This is a genomic window from uncultured Jannaschia sp., from assembly GCF_947494055.1.
GTDB lineage: Bacteria > Pseudomonadota > Alphaproteobacteria > Rhodobacterales > Rhodobacteraceae > Jannaschia.
The window spans coordinates 1-15,516 of sequence record NZ_CANLTR010000056.1 but is presented as its reverse complement, the minus strand read 5'-3'; the positions used below and the strand labels follow the sequence as shown (position 1 = coordinate 15,516).

Sequence of the window (15,516 nt, the reverse complement as noted above, 5' to 3'; positions counted from 1 at the left end):
ACCGCTGTCGAACGCCGCAAGGGACCCGGTCGACCACCGACACGCGCGACACCGAAAACGCTCGCTGATTGACGCTCCGCGACAATCACGATGAGAAAACCCTTGCTCGCGGCGCCCGTCGCCGCGATGCTCGCACTCGCCGCGACACTCCCGTTTCTCATCCAGATTGTCGCGCTCTTCTCATCCAAATTGTCGCGCTACAGCGATCTGCCCCATAAGTGCGTGTTTCCCCTAGATGCGTTCTCTCCGACATCTCCTGCCGGCCATGTCGCCCTTCCGTCTCCCGGAGCAGCTTCGCGCCGCGGCAGGGGCCGTTGTCGGGCTCCTCTTGTGCTCTCTCCTCGTCGCCACGGGTAGCCCTGTTTCGGGGCTGACCGTCGCTCTCGTCGCCCCCCTCGGGGCGAGTGCGGTCTTGCTCTTCGCGGTGCCCAACAGCCCGCTGGCGCAGCCGTGGTCGGCTCTTGTCGGCAACGTCATTTCGGCCCTGGTCGCGCTCGCAGCCCTGACCTTTGTTCCTGCGCCATGGACGGCCGGCCTGGCCGTCGGCGGAGCGATCCTGGCGATGATGATGCTGCGTGCCTTGCACCCGCCGGGCGGCGCGGTGGCGCTGCTGAGCGTGCTCGATCCGGAGCCGGTCCTGGAAGCGGGTGTCTGGTTCGCATTTGTACCGGTCGGAATTACCACGGCCACGCTCGTCGTCGCCGCCATCGGCTACAATCATCTTACTGGCCGCGCCTATCCGTTCCGGCAGGCCGACACCCCAAAGGGTCGCGAGGCGGCGTTGCGGCTCGGGCTGACGAATGACGACCTTGGCGCGCTCCTCTCGCGCTTCAACCAGTCCACCAATCTCGGCGTTGCGGATCTTGGCCGTCTGCTGGCGGCGGCAGAGGAGGAGGCCGCGCAGCATCGTTTCAATGGTACCACTTGCGCCGACGTGATGACCCGTGACCTGATCACCGCGCGTCCGGACGCGCCGCTCACTGAATTGGCGAGACTGTTCCGGGATAACGCGATCAAGAGCCTGCCCGTCATCGACGACCACGGGAAGCTCCTCGGTCTCGTGCTGCAAGCTGATCTCATTGCGCCCCTCATCGTAGCCGGACCGGTGACGGCTCTGCGACAGAAGCGCTCTACACTTATGGCTTCGGATATCATGCGGCCGGCGACAGCAGCCGTGCCTCACGATCTTCCGGTCGGGCTGCTTCTAAATCGGCTCGCGGCGCAGGGGGTCGAGGTCGTGCCCGTGACGCGAGCGGGACAGCTGGCCGGTATCCTGACCCGGTCCGACATCATAGGGCTCCTCCTCCGAGGCTCGGACGAACGGCGGGCGGGCCTGAGGGGCGTCTCAGCTTGAAGCTTTCCCAGCCGGGCATATCTCCGGTTTCGAGGACGACCTCGCTCGACGATCGAGACAGCATTCGGGACGGCCCGGACGAGAAGCGGGAGCCGTTCATGCGCAGCACCTCCGATCGTATCCGACAGGCCGTCAGCTTCGAGCTCGTGGGTCTGCTGATCGCAGTGCCCCTGTTCTCGTGGATCTTCGGCCATCCGCTGAACGAGATGGGTCCGCTGGCGATACTCGGCGCGACCGCCGCGACGGCTTGGAACTATCTCTTCAACCTGGGATTCGACCACAGCCTGCGGCAGGCGAGGGGGACGCCGCGCAAGACGGTGCCGATCCGGATCGTCCATGCGCTCCTGTTCGAAACGACGTTGCTTTTGCTGCTACTGCCGCTCTTCGCATGGTGGCTGGGCATCACGGTCTTGGCGGCGCTGATGATGGACCTGTCGTTTGCAGCTTTCTATGCCGTCTACGCGTTCGCCTTCACTTGGATCTATGACGCCATGGTTCCACCGGGCGCCGGCGCGACCGCGGGAGGGAGAATCTGATGGAGAATGATCGAGGCGGCTCGCCGGCCTGTTCCGCGCACGAGCTAATCGGCGGGCAACCTATCGATCCTGAGGCGGCACGGGACGTCGCACGGTTTCGCAAGGCCGAAAGAGACCGGCTAATGGACGCGCGCAGGCGCATCTCGAGCTCTGATCGCAACAAAATGACGGCGACGCTCGGGAATGCGCTCGGGGAGCTCGTCGAACTGCGACCGGGGATGCGGATCGCTGCCTACTGGCCGATCCGCGGCGAACCGGACCTGCGCACCTGGATGGCGAGCATGCATTCGACCGGTGTCGACGTCCTGCTGCCGATCGTCGTCGAGAAGGCGGCGCCGCTAATCTTCCGCTCCTGGTCGCCGGATTGCGCGATGGAGCGCGGTGTCTGGAACATCCCGGTGCCGAGCGAAGGGCAGGAGATGATCCCGGACGTGGTGGTGTCGCCGCTCGTCGGCGTCGACGAGGATTGCTACCGCCTCGGCAACGGCGGCGGCTACTATGACCGCACACTGGCGCAACTCGAGCCGCTGCCACGGGTCATCGGCGTCGGATTCCCCGGCTGCCGCATTCCGACGATCTACCCGATGCCTTGGGACATCCCGATGCATGACGTGGTGCTCGCCGACGGATCCGTTCGGCATCGCGCCTGAACCCGGGATAACGAGAGGTCAATCGACGATGTCAGCGATCCAGTGAAACCGAATGGGATATTCGCTCTAATCTTCCGGTATCGGCTCGGCGTTATAGCTTGGCGTGGCGTTTCCTAGGGATGGGAACAGCGAGAGAAAGTCGACCTCGCGCTTGGGCAGGTCGGCAAACGTGTATCGGTCGAGTACGGCAAGAAAGGCAGCGACCGCCTCGTCTAGCACGCTGCTCATTCCACAGCCGCTTGCGATAACGCAGGTCGAACAATCTACGAGCTGGAAATCCGCTTCAGCCAAGCGCACGACCTTTCCAACCGAAAGCTCGGCCGGCGGACGAGCGAGGCGGATGCCGCCGCTGCGACCGCGGATACTGGTCACGAAGCCTGCCTTTCCAAGGTCATGGACCACCTTCATCAGATGGTTGCGCGAGATCCCATAGGCCTCTGACATCTCGGAGATCGAACAATGCCGCTCGGGTCGGGCCGAGAGGTACATCAGCACCCGCAGGCTGTAATCGGTGAAACGGGTCAGTCGCATGTAGCTCCGATCTGGGTTCAGTTCCGAATAGATGTATTCCTATTGCATCTTTTCGGCAACTCGCTACATCACGCGAATAAAGATGTCGCGACGATACATGTATAGTGGCGCCGCGAAGAACGGAGAAGAAGGCATGACCGGTCAACTGAGTTCGAAGACGATCGAAATCGTGAAAGCAACCGTTCCGGCGCTCGAAGCGCACGGGCTGAAGATCACGCGCGCGATGTATGCCCGTCTGTTCGAGAACGAGGAGATTCGGAGCCTCTTCAACCAGTCGCACCACGGTGAAACCGGCTCGCAGCCGAAAGCCTTGGCGGGCGCGATCCTCGCTTATGCGCGCAATATCGACAACCTCGGCATACTTGGCGCGGCGGTAGAGCGGATCGCGCAGAAACATGTCGGCCTGCAGATCCTGTCCGAGCACTATCCCTACGTCGCAGATGCTCTGCTCAGGGCCATCGAGGACGTGCTGGGAGACGCCGCAACCAATGACGTGCTAGCTGCCTGGGGCGAGGCGTATTGGTTCTTGGCCGACCTGCTAATCGCGCGTGAGACAGTGCTTTACGACGAGATCGCGGCGACTCCGGGCGGATGGACAGGCTGGCGGGAGTTTTGTGTCGAAGAAAAGACGCCGGATAGCGAAATCATCACCTCCTTCATCCTGCGCCCGGTGGATGGCGGTCCGGTCATGGCGCACCGGCCCGGCCAGTACCTCACCTTCTGGATCGAGATCCCGGGCCAGGAACCGCAGAAGCGGAATTACAGCATCTCGGCGGCGCCAAACGGCGAAACGTATCGCATCTCCGTCAAGCGGGAGCCGCAGGGCATCGTTTCGGGATGGCTGCACGAGCATGCGGGCACTGGCACTATTCTCAAGGTGAGCGCACCGGCAGGCGAGTTCTACCTGCCCGAACAACCAACCCGTCCTGTCGTTCTGCTGAGCGGCGGCGTCGGCCTGACGCCGATGATCAGCATGTTCGAGGCGCTGGCCGAGCAGCCAAGTCAGGTGCCGGTGCATTACGTCCATGGCGCGCTCGACGGATCGGTCCATGCCATGGGCGAGCGCGTCCGGCGACTGGCGGAGCGCTCGGGTTCGAACGCGACGGTCTTCTATGAGCGTCCACGCTCCGAAGACCGGGAAGGAGAGAACTACGACGCCGCGGGCCGCATCTCAACCGAGTGGCTGACAGAGAACACGCCGATACGCGAGGCCGATTACTTCATTTGTGGCCCCAAACCATTCCTGCGAACGTTCATCAACGGTCTGGCGCAAGCCGGCGTCGCGCAGGACCGTATTCACTACGAGTATTTTGGTCCTGCCGACGAGCTGATGTCGGTCTGAACAGACTTTGTTGCGCAAATCAGCTGACGGCCAAGGTTCCCCTTCCCCCGAGCGGACTCATCCTACGGCCTCTGTGACGGGTATTCCGAGCGCGATATAGCCGTTCAGAATGGCTATGCGGACTTGGAGCTCGGCGACTTGGCGATCGAAGTCTCGCGCCATGAGCCGTTGGCCCAGCAGTTTGACGCAAGGCATCTTTGTCTCGACGCGGCTCCGGCGGTGATACCCACTCCATCGGCGCCAGATGGCCCGGCCCAGGTATTTCGATGCCCGCAGGGCCTCGTTGCGCGGTGAGCCATGGGTCGCCATCGGTCCGAGAGCCATGGCGAACGCACCGGCGGTGACGGCTTTCCATGGCTTGCCGTTCTTCCGTGGCGAGATGACGGCTTGGGCGCCGCGGTCCGCGATCGCATCGTGGCAGTTTCGAGTGTCGTAGGCGCCGTCCACTGCCCGGCAGGGTCATGCGAAGCATGATCCCGAGAGGGGCGGTGACACTGCCTATCTCTTGGTCGGCCGGGATCTGGTTGAGCAGGTCAGGCAGCACCGGCGCGTCGCCGATGTGGCTTCCGGTTACCTCGACCGCACGGACCTTCAGTGTTTGCTCGTCGATCCCGAGGTGCATCTTGCGCCAGACGCGCCGTTTGGCCCCGCCATGCTTACGGGCATGCCATTCGCCTTCGCCCTCGACCTTGATGCCCGTGCTGTCCACTGCCCGGCAGGGCATTGCACAGCAATGTCCCGAGTATCCGTGATGATCAAGCGGGCTCTTCGGTCCATTTCCTTCCGTCTCGGAGGAGTGCATTGGCGGTGACGACAAGCTTTCGCATGATTGCCGTTAGGGCGAGTTTGCGCGGCTTGCCGTCACTGACGAGTTGTTCGAACTTCGCCTTGGCCGAACTGTTGTGCTGGATCGCGCTTAGCGCTGGCATGAAAAGAGATCGGCGAACGGAGGATCGCCCGCCTTGGATGCGTTCGTGTCCCTGCCATCGTCCGGATTGACGGGACATAGGCGCCAGACCGGCCAAAGCAGCGGCCTGTTTGCCGGACATCTGGCCCAGTTCGGGCATATCCGCGAGAATGGCCGTCGCCGATACCGTCGAGATGCCAGGGATGCTGACCAAGATGTCCATACGCCCACGCAGGTCCGGGTCCGCGCGAACAAGAGCCCGCACGGCACCGTCGACCGATCCGATCTGCCGCTCGATCTGTGCCAGACGCTGGGCGAGAAGACGTCGGAGAAGCTTCGGCCTTGCCGCCTTCAGCCGGGCCTGCGCCGCAGTGCGGTCCTTCACGAGTCCGCGCCTGTAGACCAGCAAGTCCTGGAGTTCGGACATATGCTCGGGCAGCGCCGGTGTCGGCTCCAGTTGCAGTGCGACCCCCATTCTGGCGAGGATCGCGGCATCCACGCGGTCGGTCTTGGCGACTTGGCCGATCGCCTCGGCGAACCGTCGAGCTTGCCGTGGATTGACCTTGGCAAAGGGCAAGCCGCGCCGTGCCAGAGCTTGCTCGAGATCCCGGTGATAGGCACCGGACGCTTCGAACACGACGAGCACGTCGCCCCGTTCCCGAACCCACCGGCAAAGGGCTGTAAGTCCGGACGTGTCGTTGGAAAACGGGCGATGGTCGCTTGCACCCGCGTGGCAGGCGTCCAGGCAATCCTTCGAGACGTCCACGCCGATCGTGTCTTGCATGGTCATGATCCTCCACCTCGTCTTGTCATGCGGGCCTCGCGCCCTGGTATCCGTTCAGGTCAGAAGAAAAGGCGGGGGCGACCCTACTCGGGAACGGTCCCTTGCGACCAAGAGGGGTGCGATCCATCCCCCGCCACCGCGCGAACATGCGCAATCCGCGTGGCCGCTCCCAAAATACACCGGGAGCTGGGGAATGCATAAGACAAGAGGGATCAGAAGATGCAGCGGACCGTTGGAGCCCCGGTAGGGGATGTTCACGGCCAAGGTCTTCTGGCGACGCGACAGCGTGCTGAAGTCGGGCACCGGCCAGTCCAGCCCCACCAGCCGCAGGAGGCTCTCGCCAAACCCGGTCGTCTGCCGCAACGCCATGCCAAAAAGGACCTTCATCGTCAGACATGTCTGAATGGCCGGAACGCTGTAGGTCTGCTGGCGGCCCTGCTTGCCAGATGGCGCAGCGTCCCAGCTCATGTCGGGATCGAACCAGATCGTCAGCGAGGTCGTGAAACGACGCACTTGAGCGCTTCATTGTAGGCTGGCCAGTTCTTGGTTTTGTAGGTGCTGGACGACGGTCTGCTCATGGCGTCCAGCTACCACGCTAAATTTACGACATGAATCCCGCACGCGATTTGCGCAACAGAGCCCCGCGTAACTAACCCCAATCAGCCTCCGGCAAACCCGGAGTGGTTCACAGGCGATCGACGTCAGCTTCTGCAACCTTCTCAATTCGGGTAATGCCCTACAGCAACCATTCTACCGGAAGAACGCCGATCACGGCGATGGCAATCTGCTGGAACCACGTTGCCCCCGGTTCTTCCTGATAGGTGACGCTCTCGCCGTCGCCGAGCTCCTCTTGCCAGACCATCTTGCCGTCCGGGGTCAGTTCCGGGCGATAGCTGACGGTTGCCAACGGTCCGTCGAAGGTGGCACCGACGCGTCTCGCCAATGCCGGGCTGTCGATCAAATAGCCCATCTCGCAATTGAGCATTGCGGAGCGCGGATCGAAATTGAAGGAGCCGATGAAGATTCGCGCATCGTCCACCGCGAAGGTCTTGGCGTGCAGGCTGGCGCCCGAAAGGCCGAACGGCTTGATCTGGAGGTTCCCTTTCGACGCCATCTCCCCGCGCAGCTTCAATTCGTAGAGCGCGACACCTGCCTGCAGAAGGGCGCGGCGATACTTGGTGTAGCCGGCATGGACCATCAGGACGTCGGTGGTGTCGAGCGCATTCGTCAGGATGCGTACATCCTTGCCCGCCGCCGAGAGGTCGGAGAGGCGGTCGGTGCCCCTGCGCCCGGGTACGAAGTAGGCGGAGACCAGATCCAGCCGCCATTCCACGCCTCCCAGCACTTCGGTGAGACGAGAGATCATCAACTGGTCCCGCGTGGCGATACCCTGGCCCTTGACCGGATCGTCGGCGATCAGTTGCACGTCTGTCCATTCCAGAGGGGCGTCACCGGCGGCGAAGGCCTCGGCGCTGGTTCGAAGGTCGGCGAGCAGGGTCTCGGTGTCCGGGTCGGCACGGACCTGCGCCAGCCGGGCCGCGAACCCGGCCGGATCGCCGGTGCCGCCGATAATGGCGTCGACCCCGTGGACCGACAGGCTGTTCCAGTAGGCGTCGAACACGGTCGCCGTCTCCGAGACGACGACCCCGGTCGCAAGCACGTCCATGTCGACATAGAAGGCGTCGCTGCCGACCCGGAAGTATTCGTCGCCGATGTTGCGGCCTCCGACGATGGCCGCCGCGCCGTCGACAACAAGGGACTTGTTGTGCATCCGGCGGTTCATCCGGAAAAAGTCGAACGCGTAGCCCGCGAGCTTCGGACTGCGCACGGTCGAGGGATTGAAGAGCCGGACCTCGAAATTATCCTCCGCGTCCAGCGCGGCGAGGAAGGGATCGAGCCCGGGGATGCCATTGTCGTCGAGGAGGAGGCGCACCCGCACGCCGCGCCGCGCCGCCTCCTGCAGCGCGCCCAAAAGCAGGACGCCGGAGACATCGTCGTGCCAGATGTAGTATTGCGCGTTGATCGACTTCTCGGCTTGCGATACGAGCGCCAGTCGGCTGCTCAAGGCGTCATGGCCTTCTCGAAGCGGGACCACGCCCGACAGCCCGGGGTGTGCCGCGAGCCCCTCGGTCATGCGCTGGCCGAGAGTGGTCGCAGGATCGGCCGGCAAGGCATGGCTCGCCTCACGTCGCGAGATGTCGGGAAGGGGAAACGCGAGCCTGCAAACCGCGATCGCACCGACGGCGACCGCGAGGACCACGGCGACCACTTTTAGCAGACCCAACATTCGCCTGTCCCGTCCTGTCCCGTGCCCTGCATGGTGACAGCCTCGTCCTGGGCGTGCGAGGCCTTTCCACGTCAACGGTGTTGCCGCCTCGTCCTGTCGGAATGAAGTCGTGCAGTCTTGCCCGCGCGAATGGGGCCCGGAACGACAGGATGATCCAACGGTTTCGATCGAACCGGTCGTCGCAGAGGAATATCGAGTTGGATGAGCAGCACGGGTCCGGAATGTCGAGTAGGAACGCCTATGTCGGAGCGGTTGCGGCCGGGTGGGTGACGACGGCACTCGTGCTCGTCGGCGTTGCGCTGGCGATCTGGCAGTTGACCTACGTGCTGTTGCTGGTCTTTGCCGGCGTTCTCCTGGCAGTGGTGTTGCGTCACGCCGCCGAGCTCCTGCGTCGGATGGTGCCGATCCCAATGACCTTGGCTCTCCTCCTGACCTTGGTCATCGGGGTCGGTTTCTTCGTGTTGTTCGTGACGGGTATCGGGTCTCGTGTGGCCGAGCAGCTCGGTACCCTGCGCGAAACCCTTCCGAAAGCGATCGAGAGCCTCGAGGCGTTTCTTGCGTCGAACGAATGGGGCAGCTTCCTTCTCGACCGGTTCCGGGAGCGGTCCGATCAGAGCGACTGGAACATCTTCGGAACGATCACGGGGACCGTCTCGACCCTGTTCGGGGTGTTTGCGAACCTCCTGATCGTCCTGTCGGTCGCCGCGTTTCTGGCGGTGAACCCGGCGCTCTACCGGCGGGGTCTGCTCCTGCTCCTTCCCGCGGCGCGGCAGGAGCGGGCGGCACGGTTTCTCGACGTGGTCGGCCGCGGCCTCTGGCGGTGGAGTGCCGGTCAGCTCCTCGCCATGGCCGTGGTCGCAGCGATGATGACGGCCGGCCTCTGGCTGATCGAGGTGCCGCAGCCCCTCGCTCTGGGCCTGATCGCGGGCGTCGCGAATTTCATCCCCTATCTCGGCCCCTATATCGGCGGCGCGCCGGCCGTCCTCGTCGCATTCTCCGACAATCCCGTCTCGGCGATCTGGGTCGCCTTGCTGACCGTGATCGTCCAGAATGTCGAAGGGAACCTGATAACCCCGAACATCCAGCAGCGCGCCACCTCGCTGCCGCCCGCCCTGATCATCGTGACCGTGGTGGCCTTCGGCGTGCTCTTTGGGCTCCTGGGCGTCCTGCTCGCCACGCCGATCCTCTTCGTGATCTTCACGGCGATCCGCATGTTCTACGTCGAGGACCGGCTCGGCCATCGCGTCGAGCCGGACGAGGCGGAGAGATGAGCGGAAGCGTCGCCGACGCCCCGGCGACTCCCGCCCGAACCTGCGCGCGGCCCCGGTCGGGACCTGGCGGCCTCCGAACCGGGGATCGGCCGGGGCCGCCGCGCCGGTTCCACCCCCTCGGCGGCACGTCATGGCTCTCCATCGGGTCGTCCAGGCCGGGGCCGGTAGCGCGGCAAGGACCATCCAAAGATGAGTGCGGCACTCCGGACGAGAAAGCCGGCAAGCACGGACGCAATCACCGCCGCCTCCCGATCGACGCCGACGGCCATCAGCATCGCGAAGGCCGCGGCGCCGACGAGAGCAGCCGTAGCGTAGACCTCGCGGCTCAGGATAGCGGGGCTTTCGTTTCCAAGCACATCCCGGATGATCCCACCGAAGGTAGCCGTTATCATGCCCATGAGAACGGCCACCACGGCGCCGGTTCCAGCCTCGAGCGCGCGCTCGGCGCCCGTCACCGCAAAGAGGGCGAGCCCGACCGCGTCGAACCAGAGCAACAGGCGTCGCCGCGCGGTGATCGCAGGGGTGGTGAGGAAGACGAGGGCGGAGACCGCGACGCAGAAGAGGACGTATCGCGGGTCCTCGACCCAGAAGATCGGCCGGATCCCCAGCAGTAGATCGCGGATTGTGCCGCCACCAATGCCGGTCACGGTTCCCAGCAGGGCGAAACCGGTCAGATCCATCTCCTTGCGGGAAGCGACTAGCGCCCCGGTGATCGCGAAGACCACGACACCGAACCAGTCGAGCAGTGACATGAAGACATCGAAGGTCAGAAAGAACTCCTTGCCCGAAGCCATGGCTGGTCCGGATCATCTGTCGGCAGGACGCGCTGGACCGGCGCCGGGTCTTCGTCAGGCCGGCCACGGCATGCGAGTTACGCCGGTTTCGGATAAGCCCTGTAGACCCGCCCGATGAAACCTTCGAACTCGGCCATGTAGTTTCGCAAGAACTCCCGGGTGGAGTCGTTCGAAATTTCGCCCTCGTCGGTGATCAGGTTCGGCGTGAACTGGATGTAGGCTTCGATCGCATTCATCTGTGGCGAGTTGCAGAAGCTGAGGATGCTCTTCAGATGCTGCTGGCCTACAGCGGTCCCGATCGAGCCAGGCGAGGTGCCGATAATTGCGGATGGTTTGCGACTGAATGCGTTCTGCCCCCAGGGTCGGCTGGCCCAGTCGATCGCGTTCTTGAGCGCGCCCGGGATCGAGCAATTGTATTCCGGCGTCACGAAAAGCATCGCGTCCACCGGCGTTGTTGCGCAAAGATGCGAGGGATTCACGTGATTAATCCTGACAGTTAGATCAGGCGCATGCCGAATTCTTCTCCGAGCCGCTACCGCACGACGAATTGGTCAGCCTACAACGCCTCACTGCGGAAGCGGGGCTCGCTGTCGATCTGGTTCGATCCCGACATGGCCTGGCACGCGAAGAAGTCTGGCCAGCAGGGACGGCCGAAAACCTTCTCCGATGCCGCGATACAGACCTGCCTCACGTTGAAAGTGTTTTTCGGTCTCCCGCTGCGCCAGACGGTCGGGCTGGTCGAAAGCCTGATCCGGATGGCCGGGCAAGATTGGCCGCTGCCGGATTTCTCGACGCTGTGCCGACGCCGGGCGCGGATCGCGGTGCAGATCCCGTATCGCGCCTCCGGGCAGCCGCTCAACCAACTGGTGGACAGCACAGGCATCAAGTTTCGCGGCGATGGCGAGTGGCTGGCTCGCAAGCATGGCGCATCACGCTGCAAGCAATGGAGAAAGGTCCATCTCGCCATGGACGCAGGCACGGGAGATGTCCGCGCGGTCGAGTTCACCTCGAGCAGGCAGGGTGACAGCCCTATGCTGCCGGAGTTGCTGGCTCAGATCCCGCAAGATGAGCAGATCGAGACCGTTCCCGCGGACGGTGCCTATGACACGCGGCGGTGCCATGGCGCGATCATCAAGCGTGGCGCGAACGCGATCATACCCATCCGCCGCAACGGCCGCGCCTGGAAAGAGGGCTGTCCAGCTGCCAGCGCACGCAACGAGATCCTGCGCGCGACGCGACATCTGGGCAGGGCGCTCTGGAGGAAATGGGCGGAATACCACGTCCGAAGTCGGGTCGAGGCGCGGATGAACCGCCTGAAGCTCTTCGGCGAGAGGATCATGTCACGAGACCCCGACCGCCAGACCGCCGAAATCCTGATCCGCATCGCCATCATGAACCGCTTCTCAGCCCTTGGCAGGGCCGAGATGGAAGCCGTCGTCTAACCTCAACAGGGAAAGGGGACCGCACACCTCAAGCTGCAATTGCGCAACAACGTCGCGTCCACCCCGGTCGTCCGTAGCGAACAGGGCGCGGCAACGGCAGCGTCGGGTAACGTTTCATGCGAGGCAATGCGTGGGAGTGGTGGAGCAGCCGATCGAGGATGGCCGTAGCGATCACGGCGTCGCCGAAGACGCTGCCCCATTCACCGACCGCCCTGTTCGACGTCACCAGCATGGCGCCGCGCTCATGGCGCCGCGACACCAACTGGAAGAACAGATGCGCGGCATCGGGCTCCAGCGGCAGGTAGCCCAGCTCGTCGACGATCAGCAGCTTGGGCTTGGCATAGTGCGCGAGCTGCTCCTCGAGCCGACCCGCGGCCTGGGCCTTGGCCAAGTTCGCCACCAGCTCCATCGCGCCGGTGGAGAGCACCGTGTAGCCCGCGACGATCGCCTCGCGCCCGAGCGCCACCGCGAGGTGCGTCTTGCCACGCAGAGTGGACCCAGGAGCAGCAGCGCATCGCCGTTGGCGATGAAGCGCCCGGTGGCCAGGTCGCGGACTTGGTCACGATCGATGAAAGGCTGGGCGGCGAAGTCGAACCCACCGAGCTCCCGAACGAACGGGAAGAACGCCGTCGCAGCGATCAGAAGCAACGGGACAAGAATGTAGAACTATTCGTTGACGGGCACCGGACAAGCGAGCGCGTTGATCGGACCGATATAGAGCGTATCGGTCATCCTGAAAAACTTCCTAAAAGGAATGCTCAATTCTATTATAAGAACAACAGAACAACAATGAGAAAGGAGAAGGGCGAAAGCGAAAGGCAAAAACTTTACGTTTCACAGTTTGTAAAGTAATTCCTTTCATTTCCTCATCTAGAACCTGCTGCTTTACATTTAGTACTCGAATAGGTCTAGCACGATGAGTAGTTCGAGATAATGAATTACAGCTCCCTTTTTTCATCAATATTGATATATTCCTCTGTTTCTGCGGCGATCGTTTGCTTACTGACGATCACTACCGTTCTGGTTTTGACAGCTCGCGCGGAAGCTCTTCCACAGCATCAGCGCAGGCCCTGGATTGTGGCTAGCGCAGCACTGGCCGGAGCCGGCTTCTCCCTGTCTCACTTGGTTGCGCTTCCTGGCTTGCTGCCGGGCTCGATTTCGGAACTCGATCCGACGCGAAGCTTGTTTGCGATCCTCTTTGGCGTCGCAATAATCGGAGGATTTCTGGGGGTCGCCATCGCCGCTGATAAGCATCGCATCAGAACGGCTGCTGCTGCGGCCAGTGGTCTCGGTATCGGAGCGATGCACCTTGCGGCAATAAATGCGTTACAGAATTCCATCGTATCGTTGAACTGGCTGGCGACGGCAAGCGGTATGGTATTTAGCGCGATTGCCTTTGCCTTGCTGTTTTCGCTTGCGCCCGAGCGGCGGTGGCAGGTCCGATCAGGTCTATTACTCGCTCTGGGATTCTGCGCGCCGTACGCTGCTACATTTGGATCGGCAACCTTGGTTCAAGTTTCGAATGAAGGCGCCGCGATCACTGTACCGGGGACCTTGAATGGATATACACTATTTGGCGCCCTGGCATGCTGCGGAATAGCCATTCTCATCTCGAGGGAAAATGCGAGGATCCAGGCGTATGTCCAATCAATAAAATCGGCTCAGGCGCGACAGTATCGGGAACTTTCAGCTGCGCTTCACCACATGTCGAATGGACTCATTCTCGTTGCATCGGACTCTATAATCGGCCTGCACAATGAGCGTGTTTGTGAACTGTTGCATCTCGAGCCCGGTGACGTAGCCATCGGAATGCCACTGGCCGAGTTTCTGGCGAATGCCGGACAGCGGCTTGGTTGGGACGATGCCCGAGTAAAACGCGTCCTCGACAATCATTACATGTGGATGTCGCAGGAGGACGAGATGCGGCTCGAGCATCATTATGATGACGGAACAATCCTGCGCATCTGCTGTCGCCCCATGCCCGACGGCGGGGCTATCCTGACCTATGACGATGTCTCCGAAGAGCGCGCCGCCCAGGCCGAGATGACCCATCTGGCCTACCACGACGCGTTGACCGGTCTGCCGAACCGACGCAGTTTCTGCGAGGCCGTCGATCGCTTACTTGCAACAACACCGCAGGTTGGTGTGCTGATGCTTGATCTTGATCGGTTCAAGGCCGTGAATGATACGCTCGGACATGCGGTCGGAGATGCCCTCCTCGTGCAGTCCGCGGCACGGCTTCGTGAAACGTGTCGGGATAACGACCTTATCTTCCGGCTCGGCGGGGACGAACTGGCAATCCTGCTGCAACCGAAGAAGCGCGACGACGGTGACGAGCTTGGCCAGCGCATCGTCGCTGCATTCAGCACGCCGTTCATGGTGGACGGGCATACGATCAATATCGGCTGCAGCGCAGGTTACGCTGTCTCCGGCGCCGACGAGAATAGTGGCGTCTTGATGCAGAAGGCCGATCTCGCCCTGTACTGCGCCAAGGCACAGGGGCGGAACTGTGCGGTGCGCTACGAGACAGGCATGATGGAAAAGGCCATCGCGCGTCAGCGCATCGAGGCCGATCTGATCAGGGGCCTCGAGAACGGTGAGTTCGAACTGCATTATCAGCCCCTTTACCTGTTACCTGACCAGAAGCTGGCTGGGTTCGAGGCCTTGATCCGATGGAATCACCCGGAGCGCGGTCGCGTAGCGCCACTCGACTTCGTTCCGTTGGCCGAGGAGAACGGAATGATTACGAAGATTGGCTCCTGGGTGTTGGACGAGGCGTGCCGCCAAGCCGCACTCTGGCCGGGGCACCTGCACGTGGCAGTCAACATTTCCCCGGTACAGATGCGAAGCCCCGGACTGGTGACAGAAGTTCTGCAGGCGCTTCAGACTCACGGGGTCGAGCCAAACAGGCTCGAACTCGAACTGACCGAGACGGCGATGGTCGAGGACGGTCAACAGATTGCCCAGACATTGCAGACGCTGCGCGAGATCGGTGTTCGGATTGCGATGGACGACTTTGGGACGGGCTATTCCTCGCTCGCGCATCTGCGCGACTTCAAGCTTGATCGGATAAAGATCGATCGCAGTTTCATCAACATCGAGGATGACGCCGTTGGTGCGTTGGCGGTGGTACGTGCTGTGACGTCCATGGCCAACGACCTTTCGATCCAGACGACGGCTGAGGGCGTGGAAACCGATGAACAGCTCACACGACTGATTGCCCTCGGCTGTAATACAGCACAAGGCTACTTCCTCGGGAAACCAATGGATTCCGCAACCGCCACGGCAATCGTACATGAGTGGTCCGAAACAAATGTGGTGCCCATGCTTCGCTCGTCCGGTAGCATGAATCGATTTGGGCTTACGGAAGCCTGATTAGGAACTGGCGGTTGTTCCGCTGGATCGTATTCCAAACCAGCCCCGCCACCGGAGTACCGGAGGCGGCGGCCATGGATAGTCTGAAACTGGACGTGCGCCTGCGTCGCCTCTTTTCGTCCTTCGTTCCGATTAATGGCGAGAACCTGCAGGCAGAGCAAACCCCGCCCGAACTTCTGAAGCACCGTCGCTGCCTAGGTCTTCTTGTCTTCGTCTCGAGTGCTGTGCGCGGTCGCGATCGGG

General features: G+C 62.5%; 15 protein-coding genes and 2 pseudogenes. 9 read left to right on the top strand and 8 right to left on the bottom strand.

The window, feature by feature from the left end:
- The first annotated feature begins 235 nt into the window (after positions 1-235).
- The 3 genes from Q1A87_RS21140 (at position 236) to Q1A87_RS21130 (ending at position 2,540) form a co-directional block, all read left to right on the top strand.
- Positions 236-1,354, top strand: a complete 1,119-nt coding sequence (locus tag Q1A87_RS21140; RefSeq protein ID WP_299656150.1) for an HPP family protein — start codon at positions 236-238, stop codon at positions 1,352-1,354.
- Positions 1,355-1,452: 98 nt separating this feature from the next.
- Complete coding sequence (locus tag Q1A87_RS21135) at positions 1,453-1,890, top strand: PACE efflux transporter (RefSeq protein WP_299656147.1); 438 nt, start codon at positions 1,453-1,455, stop codon at positions 1,888-1,890.
- A complete protein-coding gene (locus Q1A87_RS21130; protein ID WP_299656145.1) occupies positions 1,890-2,540 on the top strand; it encodes a 5-formyltetrahydrofolate cyclo-ligase in 651 nt (216 codons plus the stop codon). Before Q1A87_RS21135 ends, Q1A87_RS21130 begins: the two co-directional genes overlap by 1 nt.
- 66 nt (positions 2,541-2,606) lie before the next feature.
- Here Q1A87_RS21130 and Q1A87_RS21125 read toward each other — a convergent pair whose 3' ends face one another.
- Complete coding sequence (locus tag Q1A87_RS21125) at positions 2,607-3,071, bottom strand: Rrf2 family transcriptional regulator (RefSeq protein ID WP_299656143.1); 465 nt, start codon at positions 3,069-3,071, stop codon at positions 2,607-2,609.
- Between the two features lie 133 nt (positions 3,072-3,204).
- Here Q1A87_RS21125 and hmpA point away from each other — a divergent pair, with 133 nt between their 5' ends.
- Positions 3,205-4,413, top strand: coding sequence for an NO-inducible flavohemoprotein (hmpA, locus tag Q1A87_RS21120; RefSeq protein ID WP_299656141.1), 1,209 nt, complete (start codon positions 3,205-3,207; stop codon positions 4,411-4,413).
- Between the two features lie 57 nt (positions 4,414-4,470).
- Here the strand turns inward: hmpA and Q1A87_RS21115 are convergent.
- From Q1A87_RS21115 to Q1A87_RS21100, 4 genes and pseudogenes are all read right to left on the bottom strand, one after another.
- Positions 4,471-5,122, bottom strand: a pseudogene (locus Q1A87_RS21115) (IS5 family transposase); the annotation flags it as partial.
- Positions 5,123-5,168: 46 nt separating this feature from the next.
- Entirely contained in the window at positions 5,169-6,110 is a 942-nt protein-coding gene (locus Q1A87_RS21110; protein ID WP_299656139.1) for an IS110 family transposase, read from the bottom strand.
- Positions 6,111-6,314: 204 nt separating this feature from the next.
- A pseudogene (locus Q1A87_RS21105) lies at positions 6,315-6,682 on the bottom strand (transposase); the annotation flags it as partial.
- A 158-nt stretch (positions 6,683-6,840) separates the two neighbouring features.
- On the bottom strand, positions 6,841-8,391 hold the full coding sequence (locus tag Q1A87_RS21100) for a phospholipase D family protein (RefSeq protein ID WP_299656137.1): 1,551 nt from the start codon (positions 8,389-8,391) through the stop codon (positions 6,841-6,843).
- 221 nt (positions 8,392-8,612) lie between these two features.
- Here Q1A87_RS21100 and Q1A87_RS21095 point away from each other — a divergent pair, with 221 nt between their 5' ends.
- Complete coding sequence (locus Q1A87_RS21095; protein ID WP_299656136.1) at positions 8,613-9,662, top strand: AI-2E family transporter; 1,050 nt, start codon at positions 8,613-8,615, stop codon at positions 9,660-9,662.
- Between the two features lie 128 nt (positions 9,663-9,790).
- Here Q1A87_RS21095 and Q1A87_RS21090 read toward each other — a convergent pair whose 3' ends face one another.
- Together Q1A87_RS21090 and Q1A87_RS21085 are read right to left on the bottom strand one after the other, a co-directional pair.
- The gene (locus Q1A87_RS21090; protein WP_299656134.1) at positions 9,791-10,456 is read right to left on the bottom strand and encodes a trimeric intracellular cation channel family protein; all 666 of its coding nucleotides are present in this window, start codon (positions 10,454-10,456) and stop codon (positions 9,791-9,793) included.
- A 77-nt stretch (positions 10,457-10,533) separates the two neighbouring features.
- A complete protein-coding gene (locus Q1A87_RS21085; RefSeq protein WP_299656156.1) occupies positions 10,534-10,893 on the bottom strand; it encodes an NADPH-dependent FMN reductase in 360 nt (119 codons plus the stop codon).
- Between the two features lie 72 nt (positions 10,894-10,965).
- Here Q1A87_RS21085 and Q1A87_RS21080 point away from each other — a divergent pair, with 72 nt between their 5' ends.
- Positions 10,966-11,898, top strand: coding sequence for an IS5 family transposase (locus Q1A87_RS21080; RefSeq protein ID WP_299656132.1), 933 nt, complete (start codon positions 10,966-10,968; stop codon positions 11,896-11,898).
- Positions 11,899-11,926: 28 nt separating this feature from the next.
- On the opposite strand, the gene Q1A87_RS21075 is transcribed toward Q1A87_RS21080, so the two are convergent.
- Complete coding sequence (locus Q1A87_RS21075; RefSeq protein ID WP_363323040.1) at positions 11,927-12,364, bottom strand: ATP-binding protein; 438 nt, start codon at positions 12,362-12,364, stop codon at positions 11,927-11,929.
- Between the two features lie 89 nt (positions 12,365-12,453).
- Between Q1A87_RS21075 and Q1A87_RS21070 the strand changes: the two genes are divergently transcribed.
- The 3 genes from Q1A87_RS21070 to Q1A87_RS21060 form a co-directional block, all read left to right on the top strand.
- Complete coding sequence (locus tag Q1A87_RS21070) at positions 12,454-12,750, top strand: hypothetical protein (RefSeq protein WP_299656130.1); 297 nt, start codon at positions 12,454-12,456, stop codon at positions 12,748-12,750.
- 81 nt (positions 12,751-12,831) lie between these two features.
- Positions 12,832-15,273 (top strand): EAL domain-containing protein, encoded by a 2,442-nt coding sequence (locus Q1A87_RS21065; protein ID WP_299656129.1) that lies wholly within the window; start codon positions 12,832-12,834, stop codon positions 15,271-15,273.
- A 14-nt stretch (positions 15,274-15,287) separates the two neighbouring features.
- On the top strand, positions 15,288-15,516 hold a 229-nt coding region (locus tag Q1A87_RS21060), incomplete at its 3' end, for a hypothetical protein (RefSeq protein ID WP_299656127.1).

Excerpts from the sequence above, each read along its gene's own strand:
- Q1A87_RS21140 (WP_299656150.1), top strand. The coding sequence starts at position 236 with ATGCGTTCTCTCCGACATCTCCTGCCGGCCATGTCGCCCTTCCGTCTC.
- Q1A87_RS21135 (WP_299656147.1), top strand. The coding sequence starts at position 1,453 with ATGCGCAGCACCTCCGATCGTATCCGACAGGCCGTCAGCTTCGAGCTC.
- Q1A87_RS21130 (WP_299656145.1), top strand. The coding sequence starts at position 1,890 with ATGGAGAATGATCGAGGCGGCTCGCCGGCCTGTTCCGCGCACGAGCTA.
- Q1A87_RS21125 (WP_299656143.1), bottom strand. The coding sequence starts at position 3,071 with ATGCGACTGACCCGTTTCACCGATTACAGCCTGCGGGTGCTGATGTAC.
- hmpA (WP_299656141.1), top strand. The coding sequence starts at position 3,205 with ATGACCGGTCAACTGAGTTCGAAGACGATCGAAATCGTGAAAGCAACC.
- Q1A87_RS21110 (WP_299656139.1), bottom strand. The coding sequence starts at position 6,110 with ATGACCATGCAAGACACGATCGGCGTGGACGTCTCGAAGGATTGCCTG.
- Q1A87_RS21100 (WP_299656137.1), bottom strand. The coding sequence starts at position 8,391 with ATGTTGGGTCTGCTAAAAGTGGTCGCCGTGGTCCTCGCGGTCGCCGTC.
- Q1A87_RS21095 (WP_299656136.1), top strand. The coding sequence starts at position 8,613 with ATGTCGAGTAGGAACGCCTATGTCGGAGCGGTTGCGGCCGGGTGGGTG.
- Q1A87_RS21090 (WP_299656134.1), bottom strand. The coding sequence starts at position 10,456 with ATGGCTTCGGGCAAGGAGTTCTTTCTGACCTTCGATGTCTTCATGTCA.
- Q1A87_RS21085 (WP_299656156.1), bottom strand. The coding sequence starts at position 10,893 with ATGCTTTTCGTGACGCCGGAATACAATTGCTCGATCCCGGGCGCGCTC.
- Q1A87_RS21080 (WP_299656132.1), top strand. The coding sequence starts at position 10,966 with ATGCCGAATTCTTCTCCGAGCCGCTACCGCACGACGAATTGGTCAGCC.
- Q1A87_RS21065 (WP_299656129.1), top strand. The coding sequence starts at position 12,832 with ATGAATTACAGCTCCCTTTTTTCATCAATATTGATATATTCCTCTGTT.